We start from the raw sequence: 17,551 nt of genomic DNA on the forward strand, positions 1-17,551 counted from the left end.
ACCTTCATCTCCTTTATTTATTAACTGTCCTCATAATTGTCTTGCTTAATGACTTTTACTTGTTTGAAATACCCATCAACCAATGCCTGTTCCACATAACCTGTCTGTGAGAAGAGGGTATTGGTTGTGCCACAAGCAATGCCTATCTTTACCATATCTATTTGGCTATAGCCTCTTGACAAACCAACGGCACATCCTGCAACAAAGGAATCACCTGAACCAACGGTGTTGACAACATCTACCGAAGGATTGGTAAACGTATACACACCATCCTCAAGTCCAGCGATACACCCTTTTTTCCCTCGACTAATGATAGGTACTTCAATGCCCATTTGTTTGAAGCATTTGATGGCTTGGGCAAGCCCTTCTTCTGTTGCAACATCCCCATGGTAGACGTCTTTTATTTCGTCTGCATTGGGTTTAATCATGTAGGGTGTAGCTTGAATGCCTTCTGTGAATGCCTTAGAACTGGTATCCAATAGGACTTTTTTCCCTTGCTCTTTGGCAATGTGAATGAGCTTTGCATAAAAATCGGTGGGTAATCCCTTAGGTAAACTACCTGATAAGGTGACCACACTTACATCCTGCAACATCCCTTCATAAGCTTTTAAAAATGTCTTTGCCTCATCTTGGGATATGGTTGGACCAGCTTCTAGGACTTCTGTACTTCTTTGGTTAATGGGGTCGGATACATTGATGCATATGCGTGTATCACCGTTAATCGTAACAAATCGACTTTCTATACCCAGTGCTTCCACTTTGGTTCGAATATAATCACCATTAGCACCACCCAGTAAACCCGATGCTGCTACATCTGCACCTACTAACTTGGCCACCCGTGCTACATTCAGTCCTTTACCCCCTGGGGAGGCAATCGTCTGGCTAGGACGATGCACCTCCCCAAGTTGGTAGTTGTCAACCATATATATTTTGTCAATAGCAGGGTTCATTGTAATTGTAAGAATCATTTAATCTCTCCTATAATTCATCTGCTAATCCATTTGAACCACATAATCTGATTTTTTCTTTCACGACTTTTTTCACTGCTTCTCGTGCAGCACCCATATAGTTTCTTGGGTCATTCTCATCTTTGTTTTTCTCAAATGTGCTGACAATGGCTTTTGCCATGGGGTTTTTCAATTCTGTAGCAATGTTGATTTTTGCAATACCTCTTTTTATGGCTTCTTTGATACTGGCATCAGGTACGCCGGATGCACCATGTAATACCAGTGGCACATCGACCATGGCTTCTATTTCAGATAAACGTTCAAAATCAAGTTTAGGTTCACCTTTGTACATACCGTGTGCTGTTCCAATAGCAATGGCTAATGTATCAATCCCCGTATCTTCAACAAATTGCTTGGCTTCTGATGGTACTGTTAATGCGGCTTCATCTTCATTAACAAACATATCGTCTTCTACACCGCCGATTTTACCAATTTCACCTTCAACTTGCATGCCAACAGCATGAGCCATTTCTGTTACACGTTTAACTAACGCCACATTTTCCTCGTAGTCAAGATGAGCACCGTCAATCATAACGGATGTATAGTGATTACGAATACAATGAACAATGGTATCAAAAGATGGGCAATGGTCCACATGCAGTGCTACGGGAATATCCACCATATCTGCCGCTTTTTTTACAATAGCACCAATGTATTCAATCCCTGCATGTCTTAATGTACCTGGTGTGGTTTGAATAATAACCGGTGCTCTTTCTTCACTTGCACCTTCAATGACCGCTTGTATGGTTTCTAAGTTGTGAATATTGAATGCTGCAATAGCTGCTTTTTTTTCTTTTGCTTTTTTAATGAGTGGTAATGAGCTTACTAATGGCATATGTATAACCTCCTTATGCTTATAATTCCATGATAATTTTTCCAGATACTTCTTTGGCTTCTATGGCTTCAAAGGCTGCGCCAATCTCTTCAATGGGAATCACACGATCAATGAGTTTTTCCACCTTGATTTGACCTGTTCCCAGATAATGAGCCCCTAAAGTCCATTCTTTACCAGGGTATGGTGCGGAATAGGACATCCAAGAACCTCGAAGGGTTAACTCTTTTCTATTCATGTACTCAAATTGCTTCGGTTCGATGGTAAATGCTACGTGAGGTGTCCCAATATACATGACACTGCCTTTATTGGCTGCAATCTCTAAGCAGAGCATTTCAGTAAAAGGTACCCCTGCTGTTTCAAGAACCATTTCAAAGCCTTTTCCATCGGTGTAGTCTTTTACTTTTTCATGGATGTCATCTGTCTTGGTATTAATCACATAGTTAGCGCCTAACTCTTTGGCTACTTTGAGTCTTTCATCATCAATATCAAATACGGTGATTTCTTTTGCACCCATGATTTTGGCGCATTGCAAGGTGAGTAATCCAATGGTTCCCATACCCGTTATTGCTACCCTGGTCATTGGTTTGAAGTCCATTACGAATAGGCCGTGTAAGGCTACAGTTACTGGCTCAAGAAATGAACCTTGTATGTAGGATACGGTGTCTGGTAACTTCACCACATTGATAGCAGGTGCTTTCACATATTCTGCCCAAGCACCATACTCTCTTGACCCAATAAAGCTATACTGTTTACATAATGCATGATTACCACTTAAGCAGTCTTCACATGTAAGGCAAGGTTTCAAAGGAGCAACAGATACTTTATCCCCTGCTTTCACATGGGTTACTTCTGTACCAATCTCTACCACTTCACCTGAGAACTCATGACCAAATACATTGGGATAGTAATGAGAAGCTGTTCCTAAAACACGTGGAATATCTGAACCACAAACCCCTGAAGCTTTTACCTTAATTAATACTTCATGGTCTTGAATGGTAGGTTTTTCAATCTCTTCAATTCTTATATCTTTTTGTGCATATAATACAGCTGCTTTCATGAATGTCCTCCCTATCTATTTGGCAATGGTGCCATCTAAGTCCCATAGATCTTCCCATGTTTGATTATCTTTCCATAAGAAAACTTGACCTTTGATTAAACGGCAGTTTTTATCAATTTTAGCGATGGCTTTCATTTCTTCATCTGTTAATAAATCTTTTGTGACACTGACAAGGTTACTTAAATATTCATTTCTTCTTACTGAAAATGGAATAGGAATTTGACCTCTTTGAGCTGCCCATTTAATACAAACAACGGCTGGGTGAACCCCAAGTCTTTTAGCTGCCGCTACAATAACTGGATCTTCAATGTCTACCGTGTCATTCTCAGTTTTGTCACGATCTGGACGGGTTGGTGATCCAATGGGGCAGAAACCAATGGGTTGAATGCCATTCTCTATGCAGTAATCAAACAGTTCCTGCTGTTGGAAATGAGGATGCTGTTCCATTTCATTCACTGCTGGTTTGATTCTTGCATCTTTTAAGAGTAACTCAAATTTTGCTTTTGTCATGTTTGATGTACCGATGTTCTTAACCAGCCCCATGTCCACTAGTCGTTCCATCTGACGCCATGTTTTCATAAAATTCTCATGTATGTATGGGCGGGCATTTTCACTTCGTGAATCCACGTCACAACCAGGAGCATGATAATTAGGGAATGGCCAGTGTACTAAATACAAGTCTAAGTAATCCAGTCTTAAATCTTTCAACGTCTGAGCAACGGAAAGGAGTACATCCCCATCGCCATGCATGTCGTTCCATACCTTGGAAGTGATCCATAAGTCTTCACGCTTGATGCCTGCCTTTATAGCAATTTCAAGGGATTCTCCAATCTCTTTCTCGTTTCCATACACCGATGCACAATCAATATGGCGGTAGCCTACTGAAATGGCTTCTAATACAGCATCACTTATTTCATCCGCTGTAAAACGGTCGGAACCAAATGTACCAAGGCCAACAGCTGGGATCTCGTCACCCATACGTAATTTTCTCTTTGGGATTAAGTTAGGGTCTACAGCATCTGAAGCAATTTTAAAGTTTGTTCTAAGGTTATTTTCCATGATTCATCTACTCCTTTTTTGATTTATAGTTGGTTTTTTATGCTTTTTTTATATGAAAAGCTTAACATTTAGCTTAGTTCTATTATTATAGAGCTAAACGTTTCGCTTTTGTTGAAATAATATCAACCAAAAGATATAAATTGATATTTATATATTGGTTGACACCGATTCCTTGATATGCACGTTGGTCTTCAATCGGTACACTTCAGGGAAATCACCATAATCATTATTGAGTCGTTTTAACATGAGCTTTGCGGCTGTTTCACCAATTTCCTTCATGGGTTGTTCCACAATGGATAATGGGGGACGCACAACTTTTGCCATTTGGATATTGTCAAAACCAATTAATGATAAGTCATCTGGAATACGAATGTTCAAATCATTCACTGCCATAATGGCACCAATGGTCATCTCATAATTGGTGACCAAGATGGATGAAGGCGGATGCTCCATTTTCCACAAGTCCACCAGAGCTTGATAACCGCTTTCAACGGTATAATCGCCATTTCTAATCAACTTGTCATCAATGGTCACATCGTAATCATGATGGACACGCACATACCCTTTTTTTCTTTCCTCTGCCGTATACGTATGATCCGGACCACATATAATACCTATCCGTCTATGTTTCCTTATAATGAGTTCTTCAACGGCTTGATAGGAGGCATTCAGGTTATCTGCAAGAACAATATCACATTCTAAGCCTTTTATCATACGGTCTAGCAAAATAATGGGTATTTTCTTATCCAGTAACGCCTGTATGTGTTCTTTTTCTTTACTATAGCTTACCATGATAATGCCATCCACATGTTTGTTAAGAAGAAATTCCAGCTTTTTACGTTCCAATGTAGGGTCTTCTTTGAAGTCGCATATGATAGTGCCATAGCCTTTTTGTTGTAAAATACCTTCTATGATGGATACAATGGACGTAAAAAATATATTTTCTAGGGAAGGTAACAGTACACCGATGGTCATGGTTTTATTGGTTTTTAAGCCACGAGCAATTTCATTGCGGCGATAATCTAAAACATCGATGGCTTCTTGTATCATGCGTCTATTCTCTTCTAAAACATTACCACCATTAATATATTTAGATATGGTTGCTATCGATAATCCTGTATATTTTGCTACATCTTTAATTGTTGAAATACCAGACACCTCCATCGCGAAACGTTTCGCTTATAATGTTATTATAACACAGATTTGGTATTTTACAAGTTATTTATAGCCCATTTATGATAAGCATGATAATGGGGGTGGATAGGATGAGAAACAGGGTCGATATAAAAACAGCTTCTGATGCTTCCGTCACATGCCCCTTATATTCTTTGGATATAATCACTGTATTGGCTGCAATGGGCATACTGCATAAGATAACGGCTACGCCTCTTGTCATACCTGTAATACCTATACTTGTTAAGATGACAGCTAACAGCAGTGGAAAGATAATCATCTTTAATACACAATAGATGAGAATCTTGTGTTTGCTCAAGATATTGCTTATTTTTGCATCATAAAGGGACCCACCGATAACAATCATGGACAAGGGTGTGGTAATATTGCCCAGCATGGTTGTGCCATCAACGATTATTTTAGGTAATTGAATATGTAAGAAAAAGAGGATGAGCCCTATAACCGTTGCCATTAGCCCAGGGTTAACAAATTGCTTGTAGGACAAATCCAGCTTTCTTGCTTGGTCCGCATCAAAGGTAATAAAATAAATACCAACGGTATACAACAGCAAATTATAAGGTATATTGAACACGGAACCAATAAATAAGGCTTCTTCACCTAAAATAGCCAAAAGCATAGGGTAACCGATAAAACCTACATTACCAAACATGGCCATAAATCGGTATAGCCCTACATAATCATTAGCTACCCTTACAATCTTTGGCATGACAAAAGCCATAATAAACAAAAATGTGTAGGATATGATGGCTACGATGATGACATCCATCACTTCATGGATTAAGATGTTGTGACTCTTACTCATGGCTGATAAAATCATAGCGGGCATGGTGACATAGAATATTAAACGGGAATAATTGGTGATACTTTCTTCATTTATCAGCGTTTTCACTCTTAGGTAATAACCTAAAAACATGATAGCAAATAAAATGATGACTTGGGATAGTACAGATAAAAAGTTCATTCGTTCACCTACTCATTATGCATTGCCATCTATGGAAGCGTATTGCCAGCAGCCTTGTAGATAGCATACCATTCTTGTCGTGTCATGGTTACATGGGATGCCTTGCAAATATCCTTTAAACGTTGAATATTTGTGGTTCCAACGATGGGTTGTATGTTGGCTGGATGTCTTAGAATCCATGCGATTGCGATAGCACTATTCGTCACGTTATAACGAGCTGCTACCTCATCAATCTTATGGTTGAGTTCTGGAAATTTGTCATTATTCAAAAAGACGCCTTCAAAGAAACCATACTGGAAAGGCGACCAGGTCTGTATGGTTATATCATGAAGCCTACAGTACTCCAGAATACTACCATCTCGGTCAATGGATCTGTCAATTTTCATGTTCACATTCAGCCCAGAATCAATCATGCCCGTATTGGTTATACTGAGCTGTAATTGATTAATCATCATTTTATGGTTTGTATATTTGTTAAGCAGCTCTATTTGCATAGGGTTTTGATTACTTACGCCAAAACAACGTACCTTGCCACTTTCATAGAGTTTGGAAAAGGCTTCAGTTACTTCTTCTGGTTCCATGAGTGTATCTGGACGATGAAGCAGTAATGTATCAATATAGTCTGTCTGCAAACGCTTTAGACTCTGATCCACAGCATTCAAAATATGTGCTTTGGAAAAATCAAAGTAGCCGTCTCGTATACCGCATTTTGTTTGAATCAATATTTTTTCCCTTACACTTGGTTGCATACCGATTGCTTCTGCAAAGACTTCTTCAGATTTTCCTCCACCATAGATGTCTGCATGGTCGAAAAAGTTGATACCCTCTTCAAGAGCTGTGTTTATAAGTCTAGATCCTTCACTTTTTGAGAGATTGTTTATTCGCATACACCCTAAAGCAATTTCGGATGCGCTTATCTGTCCATTGGCAATGCTTATTTTTTTCATGGTTAACGCCTCGCTTTCTGTTTTGTTCGTTTATCATTGGATTTTTGGCATGACCTAATCATACCCCAAAAAACCATAAAAGTCCAAGGAAGTTTAACATTTTTGAGTTTGGTTAGATGACGCCCTGACTGTCCTATAGGAATAAAAAAGGAACCCCTATAGGGTTCCTAATGATTCTAGAATTCAGGTTCAATCAAGCCATAATTACCTTGCTTTCTCTTATACACCACATTCACTTCGTCGGTATCACCATTTCTAAAAACAAAGAAGTTATGTCCGAGTAAGTCCATTTCCATGCAAGCTTCTTGTACATTCATGGGCTTCATTTCAAAGCGTTTTGTTCTTACCACATCAATGGTGGTATCCTCAAAGTCTTCACTGTTTGTTTCTGTCACAAAATCTGTTTTGAATGTACCTGCATTCCGGTGTTTTGTGATTAACTTATTTTTATGACGAAGTAATTGTCTTTCAAGAACATCCACCACATTGTCAATGGCTGTGTACATACTCTCAGCTGCCACTTCGGCACGGATGATGTTCCCCTTTATTGGAATTGACACTTCTATGATATGCCTTAATTTTTGAACACTCATGGTTATCTGAGCTTCATTGTCAGGCGCAAAATACTTCTCCATTTTACTTAGTTTAGCGATAGTTGCTTCTTTTAATGCTTTCGTAATCTCTATGTTCTTTCCACTTATAATGTAACGCATACTACCAACTCCTTTCAAGATATATAGACTACTCTATTCCAAGTATATGTTGAATGTAATCCTGATATAAGGTAATCTTTTAGTTTCAATCATTCACCTTATTTTATAAGCCTTATTCACTAAACCATTACATTATATATAGCAATTAATTCATTCAACTTACATTATTGAAATAATGGTCCATATTAATATATTCGCTATAAGTTCGCTTAATCCTTTTTTTGTGGAGACATATATCGGATGGAATTACAATTATTGGCGATGAGCCCTTAAATTATCCATTCATAATCCTTATTTAGGTTTAAATATACCCTCATACAATGAATAATATAATATTATAGGACACCGTGATTTGGTTTCATAATTTTCTGCTGTTTGAGGGCTAATTTATTTTTTTTAGAGCAGATAATGCTATAATTTTTACTTTCCGTAAACGTTTTTTCTGTGGATAATGTGTATAACTCTGTGAATAACCTAAAATTCCATCTATTTTTTCCCCATGGTTGTGGATTACTTGTCTACAATAATTCTTTATGTAAACTGTAATTGTCAGACAATTATTGCCACATTTATGACCTGTTAAAAACCCCTTAAAAATAGCTACAAACGTCACTCCTAAAGGCGTTCAGAGAGTATCTAATGGTTGTGAAAAAACGTAAATATTTACTACTTCATTTTAATATTTAAATGAATAATTGCATGTCCGATTCTGTTGCTATCTGTAGATAATCTTTAGCCGTAACAATTTTAACACCATCTATAAATTCTTCTGTACCAAAGCCCATGACTTCTGTTGATAACTTACAGGCATAGAATGTCACACCTTTATTAACGGCTCCTTTAAGGAAAGCATCCAGTGGGGGTGCATCTGCATCTTCCATCATTTCAGTGAGCATCATTTTACCAATGCCTGCAAAGTTCATTTTGGACAATGGTAAATCATCTGCGCCTTTTGCTGTCATGGCACCAAACATTTTTTCATAGATGGTTTTATCCCTATCGGTTAATTTCTCAGGATCCCGTACCAAAAGCAATCCCCAAAAAGCACAAAAAATGGATACATCCATGTCCATGGCTTTTGCCTCATTGGCTAGAATCAGTGCAGCTAGTGCTTTATCAAACTCACCACTAAATAACAATAAACTTACTTTCTTATTCATGATAACCTCCTCTTGTAGTCATGCATAGGTTTACCATATGCACTCCCTAAGAAGATTATTCACCTTATGGATGAATATTTTATAAAAAAGTAACTTTGCATATAAGATAAAAAGATGGTTCCTGTTAAAAACAGAAACCACCTTATTTGTTTATTAAACTCTATCTTTTACATGGTAATGTGTATGCAGTAACTTATGAGATAATTCACTCATAGGCTCACCAAGATATTGTTCATATAATGCCTTTACAGATTCATTTTCATGTGACTTTCTGCGAGGCATATCTTTATCCACTTGATAAATTGCATCCATACGCTTCTTAAGAATCTCAGAATCCCCATGATGGAATGGCTGACCGCCACCACCGATACATCCACCAGGACAAGCCATGATTTCAATAGCGTGTAAGTTTCTTGGGTTACCATTCTTAACTTCTTCAAGTAATTTTCTAGCATTTCCAAGACCGTGAGCAATACCAATATTAAGTGTGAATCCACCCATTTGAACAGCAGCTACTCGAACACCGTCAAATCCTCTTAAAGCTTCAAAATCAACTTTTTCTAAAGTTTCACCTGTATGAATTTCATAAGCTGTACGTGTAGCAGCCTCGATAACACCACCTGTTGAACCAAAGATAACACCAGCACCTGTTGATTCTCCTAATGGATGGTCAAAATCTGTTTCTGGTAATTCGGTTAAGTTAAGGTTAGCTCGTTTTATTAAGTGAGCTAATTCTCTTGTAGAAATAGAGATATCCACATCAGGGTTACCCTCTACAGCAAACTCATCTCTAGCAGCCTCGTACTTCTTAGCAAGACAAGGCATAATGGATACAACCACCATTTTCTCACGTGGTATTTCCATCTTATCCGCTAAGAAAGTTTTAGCAACAGCACCAAACATCTGTTGTGGTGATTTAGCTGAAGAAGGAATATCGATTAATTCTGGGAATTGACTTTCAATAAAGTTAACCCATGCTGGACAACAAGATGTCAAGATTGGAAGTGGTACATTCTTGTCACCTGCTAGGAACTTGTTAAGACGTCCTAATAACTCTGTACCTTCCTCCATAATCGTTAAGTCTGCTGCAAAATCTGTGTCAAATACTTTATCAAATCCAAGAGTTCGTAGTGCTGTTACCATTTGACCGGTTACAATAGAACCTGGCTCTTTACCAAATTCTTCACCAATGGCTACTCTTACAGCTGGTGCCGTTTGAACAACAACCACTTTTTCTGGATCAGCGAGTGCTTCCACAACTTTCCAAGTGTGATCATTCTCCGTTAACGCACCAACAGGACATACCGCAACACACTGTCCACAATGTGTACATACTGTCTCTGCAAGTGGTGATTCAAATGCAGGTGATACAACCGCATCGAATCCTCTGTTAATACCAGATAAAGCTCCAACAGTTTGAACATCATTACACATGGTTTCACATCTTCTACACATGATACATTTATCCATATCACGGATAATGGCTGGTGCATAGTCTTGCTTATAGGTGGATTGAGCATCTCCCGTTACACGGATTTCTCTTACACCAAATTTTTCAGATAGATCTTGTAAGTCACAACGACCAGACTTAGCACACGTTAAACACTCTTTTGGATGGTCAGATAATAAGAGTTCAAGTACGGTCTTTCTTGCATCTAATACACGGATTGTATTTGTTTTAACAACCATGCCGTCAACTGCTGGTGTTGCACATGATGGTGCAAGATTTCTTCTACCTTCAATCTCAACAACACAGATACGACAGGAAGCTGCTTTGTTAACCATTTTTGTATCATGTAAGTCTAAATGACATAATGTAGGCACTTCAATGCCTAATTTTTTAGCGGCATCAAGTACAGTACTGCCTATTGGTACCTGTACCTCTTTACCGTCAATCGTAAGTTTTACTTCTGACATTAGGTTACACTCCTTTTTCTAGAATTCTACTTATGAGTTTTCGTCCTCACAATTTATATTGATAGCCGATTTTAATTATGATAAAATGATCGCACCAAATTTACACTTATCCATACAAGCGCCGCATTTAATACATTTTTCTTGATCAATGACATGAGGCTTCTTCACTTCACCATCAATAGCATCCACTGGACATACTCTTGCACAAGCTGTACAACCGATACATTTTTCTTCAATGATTGTGTATTTAAGAAGGTCTTTACATTTTCCTGCTGGACATGTTTTATCCTTAACATGAGCCACATACTCATCCCAGAAAATATCCATGGTTGATAATACAGGGTTTGGCGCTGTTTGACCTAATCCACAAAGGGCTGTGTCTTTAATGACACGGCTCAATCGCTTAAGTTCATCTAAGTGCTCCATTTTGCCTTTGCCTGTTGTAATGAGTTCTAATAACTCTGATAGACGCTTTGTACCGATACGACATGGTGTACATTTTCCACAAGACTCTTCTTCTGTAAACTCTAAGTAGAACTTAGCAACTGCTGGCATACAATCGTCTTCATCCATAACAATCATACCACCTGAACCCATCATGGACCCTTTAGCAATCAAGTTATCAAAATCAATGGGTGTATCCAAGTCTTTTTCTGTTAAACAGCCGCCTGATGGTCCACCTGTTTGAACAGCTTTGAATTTCTTGCCATTCTTAATGCCGCCACCGATATCGTAAATAACTTCTCTTAATGTGGTACCCATTGGTACTTCTATAAGACCTACGTTATTGATTTTACCAGCTAAAGCAAATACTTTTGTTCCTTTTGATTTTTCCGTTCCAATTTGCTTATACCAATCTGCACCTTTTAATAGGATAACAGGCACGTTAGCAAATGTCTCTACATTATTAACGTTTGTTGGTTTACCCCAATAACCAGACTCTGCTGGGAATGGTGGTTTTGTGGTTGGCTCGCCACGCTCGCCTTCCATTGAATGAATAAGTGCTGTCTCCTCACCACATACGAAAGCTCCCGCTCCATATGTAAGTTCTATATCAAATTCAAATCCTGTACCCATAATATCGCTGCCTAGAAGACCAGCTTCACGGGCATCGTCAATAGCTCTTTGTAAACGCTTGATAGCAAGTGGGTACTCTGCACGAATGTACACGCGTCCTTTTGTCGCACCAATGGCATATCCACAGATGGCCATGGCTTCAACAACGCTGTGTGGGTCTCCCTCTAAGATAGAACGGTCCATGAATGCACCTGGGTCTCCCTCATCCGCATTACAGATAACATATTTTTGGTCAGCATCGTATCCTCTAGCAAATTGCCACTTAAGACCTGTAGGGAATCCTCCGCCTCCACGGCCACGAAGTCCAGCATCTTTAATGATTTCAATGACTTCTTCTGGTGTCATTTCTGTTAATGCTTTCCCAATGGCATGGTAACCATCGCGAGCGATGTACTCATCCAAGCTATTAGGATCAATAAAACCACAGTTTCTTAGAGCTATACGCATTTGCTTTTTATAGAAATCCATGTTCTTAGAATCACTGATTTTTTCTTCTGTCTCTGGGTCTTCAAACAATAATCTATCAACTTTTCTACCTTTTACGATATGCTCATTGATGATTTCTTCAGCATCCGCTGGTGTTACTTGAACATAGAATGTATTGTCTGGTAATATTTTCACTACAGGTCCTTTTTCACAGAAACCAAAGCAACCTGTCTTTAATACTTGTACTTCGCTGTCCATTTTATTATTCTTAATATGCTCCCTAAGATTATCCACAATTTTATCAGATTCTGCAGATTTACAACCAGTACCTGCACAAACTAATACATGCATTTTGTAGTTAGACATCTTTTAAGCCTCCTAACTTTATTATTCGATCGTTTTATGAGTAACAGGTATAATACCGTCTAATAACTCGCCATTTTTAATGTGTTTATCCACGACTTCTTTCGCTTTCTCAAGGGTTACATCACCATAAACAACAGGTTCACTGTTAGGCATTGTCACTTCAATGGTTGGTTCTGCATAACAATAACCCATACATCCTGTTTGTGTCACAACAACATTCTCAATACCCTCTTTTGCACATTCATCAATGATGAAATTCATGACTTCACGAGCACCAGATGCGATACCACATGTTGCCATAGCCACTTTTACTTGAATCAGTTCATCTACGTTTTCACCTTTTTCTCTAAGGTCTACTTTAGATTGAACATGTTCTTTTATTTTCTTAAGCTCATCAAAAGATTTAATTTTTGCCATTTTTTTTCCTCCTTTAGAGATGATTGAATACGTCTATTTGTATTCTGCTAGAATATCTTTAACCATATCCTTTGTTACACGGCCATATACTTTTTCTCCAACCATGACTACTGGAGCAAGTCCACATGCTCCTACGCAACGAAGTGACGTAATGGAGAACTTTCCATCAGGTGTGGTTTCCCCTACTTCAATATCAAGTTCTTTTTTAAGTTCATCCAGTACTTCGTCTGCACCACGTACATAACAAGCTGTTCCCATACATACGGCTACATCGAATTCACCTTTTGGTACCATGGTGAAATAAGAGTAAAAACTAACTACTCCGAATACCTTTGCTGTTGATAAATTTAATTGCTTACCTACAAACTTTTGAACCTCTTGTGGTAAATATCCAAAGATGTCTTGAGCTTTGTGTAAGACACGAATAAGCTCTCCTTTTGTAGATGGCATGGCATCAATATATTGCTCCAATTCTTGGAACTTTTCTTCTGTTAATGCTGTGTTAACTGCCATTTGGCTTACCTCCTTAATGATATAATGTAAATGATTAATAAATTATAATAATTCATTAATAATAACTAGCAACCTTTGTCGGTTAATGAAACCTACTATTCATCTCATGATAAAGTGTGTAAAGCTTTAAATACAGACTGAATACTTTTGTCTTCAACGTCAATTGCATGCCTAGCGATGCCGATATATCCAAGTTCATGAGCATCAGATGATTGAATGATGGTGTAATCTTTGTATTTCTTTTTATACGTGGCTAGGTCTGCAAATCGAGAAACTTCTAATACAGACGTTTGAAGATCTTCTGGTATCATACCTAAATTTGATAAGATACTATAGCTTGGTCGATCAATATGTGCTGGTATGGCTATACCCCCATGGGTATGAATTAAGCCTATCACTTCATTAAGAGATAGATGAACTGCCGTTGATAGGAATTGCTCCAATTCCTTAACCACGTCATCATCTTTGTTCATGATTTTTTGAGAACCAAAGATGCTCACTCTGTTGTGAAGTGTTGGTAAGGAAGCATATATTTTCTTTTGAACATTGTATACATCTTCCAGGCTTAAAAATAATCCCAACACATGAATTTCTTCCCTTGTTTCAATTTCAATGCCTGGAATTACGATTAAATCGGTGCTTTTGGCTACTTCCATTACTGCTTTTACATTCTCTGCTGAATTATGGTCCGTTATGGCTATGGCATCTAGCTCATTTAAAAGTGCCATATTGACAATATTATTAGGGGTCATGCCATCTTCACCACAAGGTGAAAGAACCGTATGGATATGAAAATCTACATGTAATTTCATAAAGCAGCACCATCTTACGTTTTTTATTGTTAATATTTTATCAAATATATGCAAGATACAAGAGATATTATAACAAAAATAGTGACAAAAGTAAAGCAGCACTAATCGTTTTTATTGACATTTTTTTTATGGCATAAAATAAAATGGAAGAAAAGCTATAACGCCTTATATAGTAGGGTTTTAGCCTTTCTCAAAGCTGACGTATTTATCTATATTTTTTATTTTCATTCTCGTATTTGTTTTATCTGTAACATGCATTTTTTAACTTTTACTGATTCAGGATAAGCATTCTTTGAATAACAAAATTAAGTAAAATGACAAAAAAAGACATAAACATTGTATTGTTTTTTCACGGATATACCCCTATTGATCTTATGCTACATGGCTTATTTTATCTTCTATATACCCACAAACTTATGAGAATAAGGCACTTTCTACAAATTCATCAACCTATAGGGTGACATCCATTATCATTTTTATGGTTTTAATAATGGTTATCATTATGTTGCAAGGTTCATATTTAGCACTTTCAGCCATTAATCTCTTGTATAGAAGTGCACAAAAAAACACTTGACATGATGATAGGATGCTTCACGCCAAGTGTTTTCTTAAATTTTTTTATTACGGTATGGATAAGTTGTCCTTCGAACCAAAAACAACCCTGAAAACTACTTTCTATCCGATGATGTTGTTTTATTTTTCACTACGCCTCTTTTATAGAGAATATACTGTCCTTTATTCAAAGGGTCAACTTTTGTTTTCTTGCGATGACATTCTACCTCTTTGGGTGCATCATCATAACCAGTAAAATGGGTGACCCATACTCCTTTTCCCTCGGTATAGCTTATGACCTCTAATTCATACTTTCGGCATAATGCAGCAGGTATTGTTCCCTGTATGCGATAAAAGGGACCCATTGGTTCAGGTTGACGAAAAACTGCTTTTTTACATATGAGGTCCGACATGGCTTTTCCTAGCATGGCTTGGGGTATTTTAAGCTTGAATGCCAGTATGGGCCACAACAATTTTGTTTTGGCTTGGTGGACAGCTTCTAACAATACCATTGGTGTCACATCGCGAAAATCAGAGGGTGTACTATTGACACTACAGAATTCCCCTTTAATAAGGGTAATGCGTATATCTGTTAATGCCCAACCTTTTAAGCCTTGACTAAATGCGTGATGAATCCCATCTTCTATACCATTCTGAAAGCTTCTAGGCAAAAAGCCTGTTGTTACTTCTGAATGATAAACTAATCCGCTTCCCCGTTCTAGGGGCTCAACCCTTAATCCAACGGTAGCAAAGAAAGGATGGTCTTTCGCATATTTATACATGACAGCTTCACCTATACCCACTGGTGTTTCTTTATAAATGGTCATGGGTTCTTCAAATAAGACATTCAGCTGATATTCTTGGTATAAACGATCTCTTATGATCTCAAGTTGTATATCCCCAAAGATATTCAAATAAATATCCTGCTCGATGTCACTTATTTCATATTGAAGATAAGGGTCTTCTTCTGACATAAAAACTAAAGCGTCTAAAAGTTCTTTTCGCTTATAATCCTCTACCGGTTTGATCTGGACTTTTAAAGTAGGCGTACCCAATTGGATGGTTCCATGTGTCATAGCCTTACCAAAGCTATCACCCACCTGCAAATGTTCCATACCATATAAGATGCCTATATCACCACTTGTCAATGTATCAACAGGAATGACCTTGCCAGATGACAAGCCTTCTATCTGCGTCACTTTATGCCCTTTAAGATAATCTCTTGTGTGCAGTTCCCCTTGGTATAAGCGTACATACACTTGCTTTTGATTATTGGTGTTACGTTTGATTTTGAATACCAGGCCAGATGGTTCCTCTTGTTGGTTGCCTGTTGGGTAAGCAGGTATAAAGCAGTCTATGGCTTTTATCAGTCCTTCCATACCGATATTGTGTAAAGCACTACCATACAAAATGGGATATATTGTCCCTTCATGAGCTAAGGTTATAATAGTCTCCTTCATGGTTTCTATGTCAACACATACATTATCCACATAGCTTTCAAGGTATGTTTCATTGTAGTCAGCCAAAAACTCCAACACCTTCTGTGAAGCCGCTGAGAAAATATCCCCTACGCTACATGACCTATCCCCAGCATGGGCTACTTGCGTTAAGGGTAACCCCTTTGGTGTTAGATTCTTTTTAATATCATCTAAGAGTTGATCCATATCTACACCTATCCGATCGATTTTATTGACAAAGATTATGGTTGGTATCTGTCTGCTGCAAAGGGCTTCAAAAAGGAGATTGGTATGGGATTGAACCCCTTCTTTGGCAGATATAACGAGGATAGCACCATCCAGCACTTGCATGGACCGTTCAACCTCTGCAATAAAATCACTATGTCCAGGTGTATCAATTAGATTAACTTTTGTTTCCTCAAACATAAAAGAGATAGGCGTTGCTTGTATGGAGATACCTCTTTGTCGTTCAAGGGCCATGGTATCGGTTTGGGTATCGCCATGATCAACTCTTCCAATGTGTCGTATGGCTCCTGCTCTGTGTAATAAGTGTTCTGTTATGGTTGTTTTTCCAGCATCCACGTGTGCGTAAATGCCTATATTTTTTATTTTCAATTGCGTCATCCTCACTTTTCGTAGGATGCTCTATGAAAACCATCATCTATACACGAACTGAAAAGTACCAATTCAAGGTGATCGTCTTGTTCACTTTATCGTATCGTACTTGATGGTTTCTCATCACCATCCCTTATGATTTTTCTTTCTTTTACGACTTTCATTGTATTTTTTAGCATATAAGACCACTTCTTTCTTTTTATTTTTTATGATTATTGATTCTTCGTTTAATGCTCTAAACATAGCATGATGTACCACTTTCGATAAAATTGGGTACAAAAAAACACAGAGTTCATCCTGTGTTATGTGTTGACGCTATAACAGTACTATTGGACTCTTCACATGATAAATGAACCTAGCAAGAATAAACCTCTCTATAAGGTCTTGCTAAACATTCATTTATACTTGTATGCAGTTCCTACTGTATTTTTTCCTTTTTCATATACGATCATCTCCAATAATGAAT

15 protein-coding genes are annotated in these 17,551 nt (G+C 37.9%); all 15 read right to left on the reverse strand.

Going from position 1 to position 17,551, the window contains the following annotated elements; translation table 11 throughout:
• Nucleotides 1-20: 20 nt before the first annotated feature.
• Nucleotides 21-968: a 1-phosphofructokinase gene (gene pfkB, locus HZI73_RS22845; protein WP_212695646.1), complete on the reverse strand. Its 948-nt coding sequence runs from the start codon at nucleotides 966-968 to the stop codon at nucleotides 21-23.
• Nucleotides 969-978: 10 nt separating this feature from the next.
• Nucleotides 979-1,842, reverse strand: a complete 864-nt coding sequence (locus tag HZI73_RS22850; RefSeq protein ID WP_212695647.1) for a class II fructose-bisphosphate aldolase — start codon at nucleotides 1,840-1,842, stop codon at nucleotides 979-981.
• A gap of 19 nt (nucleotides 1,843-1,861) precedes the next feature.
• Nucleotides 1,862-2,899 (reverse strand): galactitol-1-phosphate 5-dehydrogenase, encoded by a 1,038-nt coding sequence (locus HZI73_RS22855; protein ID WP_212695648.1) that lies wholly within the window; start codon nucleotides 2,897-2,899, stop codon nucleotides 1,862-1,864.
• A gap of 15 nt (nucleotides 2,900-2,914) precedes the next feature.
• Nucleotides 2,915-3,958, reverse strand: a complete 1,044-nt coding sequence (locus HZI73_RS22860; RefSeq protein WP_212695649.1) for an aldo/keto reductase — start codon at nucleotides 3,956-3,958, stop codon at nucleotides 2,915-2,917.
• Nucleotides 3,959-4,105: 147 nt separating this feature from the next.
• Complete coding sequence (locus tag HZI73_RS22865) at nucleotides 4,106-5,116, reverse strand: LacI family DNA-binding transcriptional regulator (protein ID WP_246552261.1); 1,011 nt, start codon at nucleotides 5,114-5,116, stop codon at nucleotides 4,106-4,108.
• 64 nt (nucleotides 5,117-5,180) lie between these two features.
• Nucleotides 5,181-6,113: an AEC family transporter gene (locus tag HZI73_RS22870; RefSeq protein ID WP_212695650.1), complete on the reverse strand. Its 933-nt coding sequence runs from the start codon at nucleotides 6,111-6,113 to the stop codon at nucleotides 5,181-5,183.
• A gap of 29 nt (nucleotides 6,114-6,142) precedes the next feature.
• Nucleotides 6,143-7,060, reverse strand: coding sequence for an aldo/keto reductase (locus HZI73_RS22875; RefSeq protein WP_212695651.1), 918 nt, complete (start codon nucleotides 7,058-7,060; stop codon nucleotides 6,143-6,145).
• A gap of 176 nt (nucleotides 7,061-7,236) precedes the next feature.
• Entirely contained in the window at nucleotides 7,237-7,773 is a 537-nt protein-coding gene (hpf, locus tag HZI73_RS22880; protein WP_212695652.1) for a ribosome hibernation-promoting factor, HPF/YfiA family, read from the reverse strand.
• Nucleotides 7,774-8,456: 683 nt separating this feature from the next.
• Complete coding sequence (locus HZI73_RS22885; RefSeq protein WP_212695653.1) at nucleotides 8,457-8,933, reverse strand: DsrE/DsrF/DrsH-like family protein; 477 nt, start codon at nucleotides 8,931-8,933, stop codon at nucleotides 8,457-8,459.
• A 153-nt stretch (nucleotides 8,934-9,086) separates the two neighbouring features.
• Nucleotides 9,087-10,850 (reverse strand): NADH-dependent [FeFe] hydrogenase, group A6, encoded by a 1,764-nt coding sequence (locus tag HZI73_RS22890; RefSeq protein WP_212695654.1) that lies wholly within the window; start codon nucleotides 10,848-10,850, stop codon nucleotides 9,087-9,089.
• Nucleotides 10,851-10,925: 75 nt separating this feature from the next.
• Complete coding sequence (locus HZI73_RS22895) at nucleotides 10,926-12,719, reverse strand: NADH-ubiquinone oxidoreductase-F iron-sulfur binding region domain-containing protein (protein WP_212695655.1); 1,794 nt, start codon at nucleotides 12,717-12,719, stop codon at nucleotides 10,926-10,928.
• A gap of 21 nt (nucleotides 12,720-12,740) precedes the next feature.
• A complete protein-coding gene (locus HZI73_RS22900) occupies nucleotides 12,741-13,136 on the reverse strand; it encodes a (2Fe-2S) ferredoxin domain-containing protein (protein WP_212695656.1) in 396 nt (131 codons plus the stop codon).
• 33 nt (nucleotides 13,137-13,169) lie between these two features.
• Nucleotides 13,170-13,649 carry an NADH-quinone oxidoreductase subunit NuoE family protein gene (locus tag HZI73_RS22905; protein ID WP_212695657.1) on the reverse strand — a complete coding sequence of 160 codons (480 nt, stop codon included), beginning with the start codon at nucleotides 13,647-13,649 and terminating at the stop codon, nucleotides 13,170-13,172.
• Nucleotides 13,650-13,753: 104 nt separating this feature from the next.
• A complete protein-coding gene (locus HZI73_RS22910; RefSeq protein WP_212695658.1) occupies nucleotides 13,754-14,461 on the reverse strand; it encodes a PHP domain-containing protein in 708 nt (235 codons plus the stop codon).
• Between the two features lie 668 nt (nucleotides 14,462-15,129).
• Nucleotides 15,130-17,085 (reverse strand): elongation factor G, encoded by a 1,956-nt coding sequence (locus tag HZI73_RS22915; protein WP_212695659.1) that lies wholly within the window; start codon nucleotides 17,083-17,085, stop codon nucleotides 15,130-15,132.
• Nucleotides 17,086-17,551: the final 466 nt, after the last annotated feature.

The sequence above is a fragment of the Vallitalea pronyensis genome (genome assembly GCF_018141445.1).
Taxonomy (GTDB): Bacteria; Bacillota; Clostridia; order Lachnospirales; family Vallitaleaceae; genus Vallitalea; species Vallitalea pronyensis.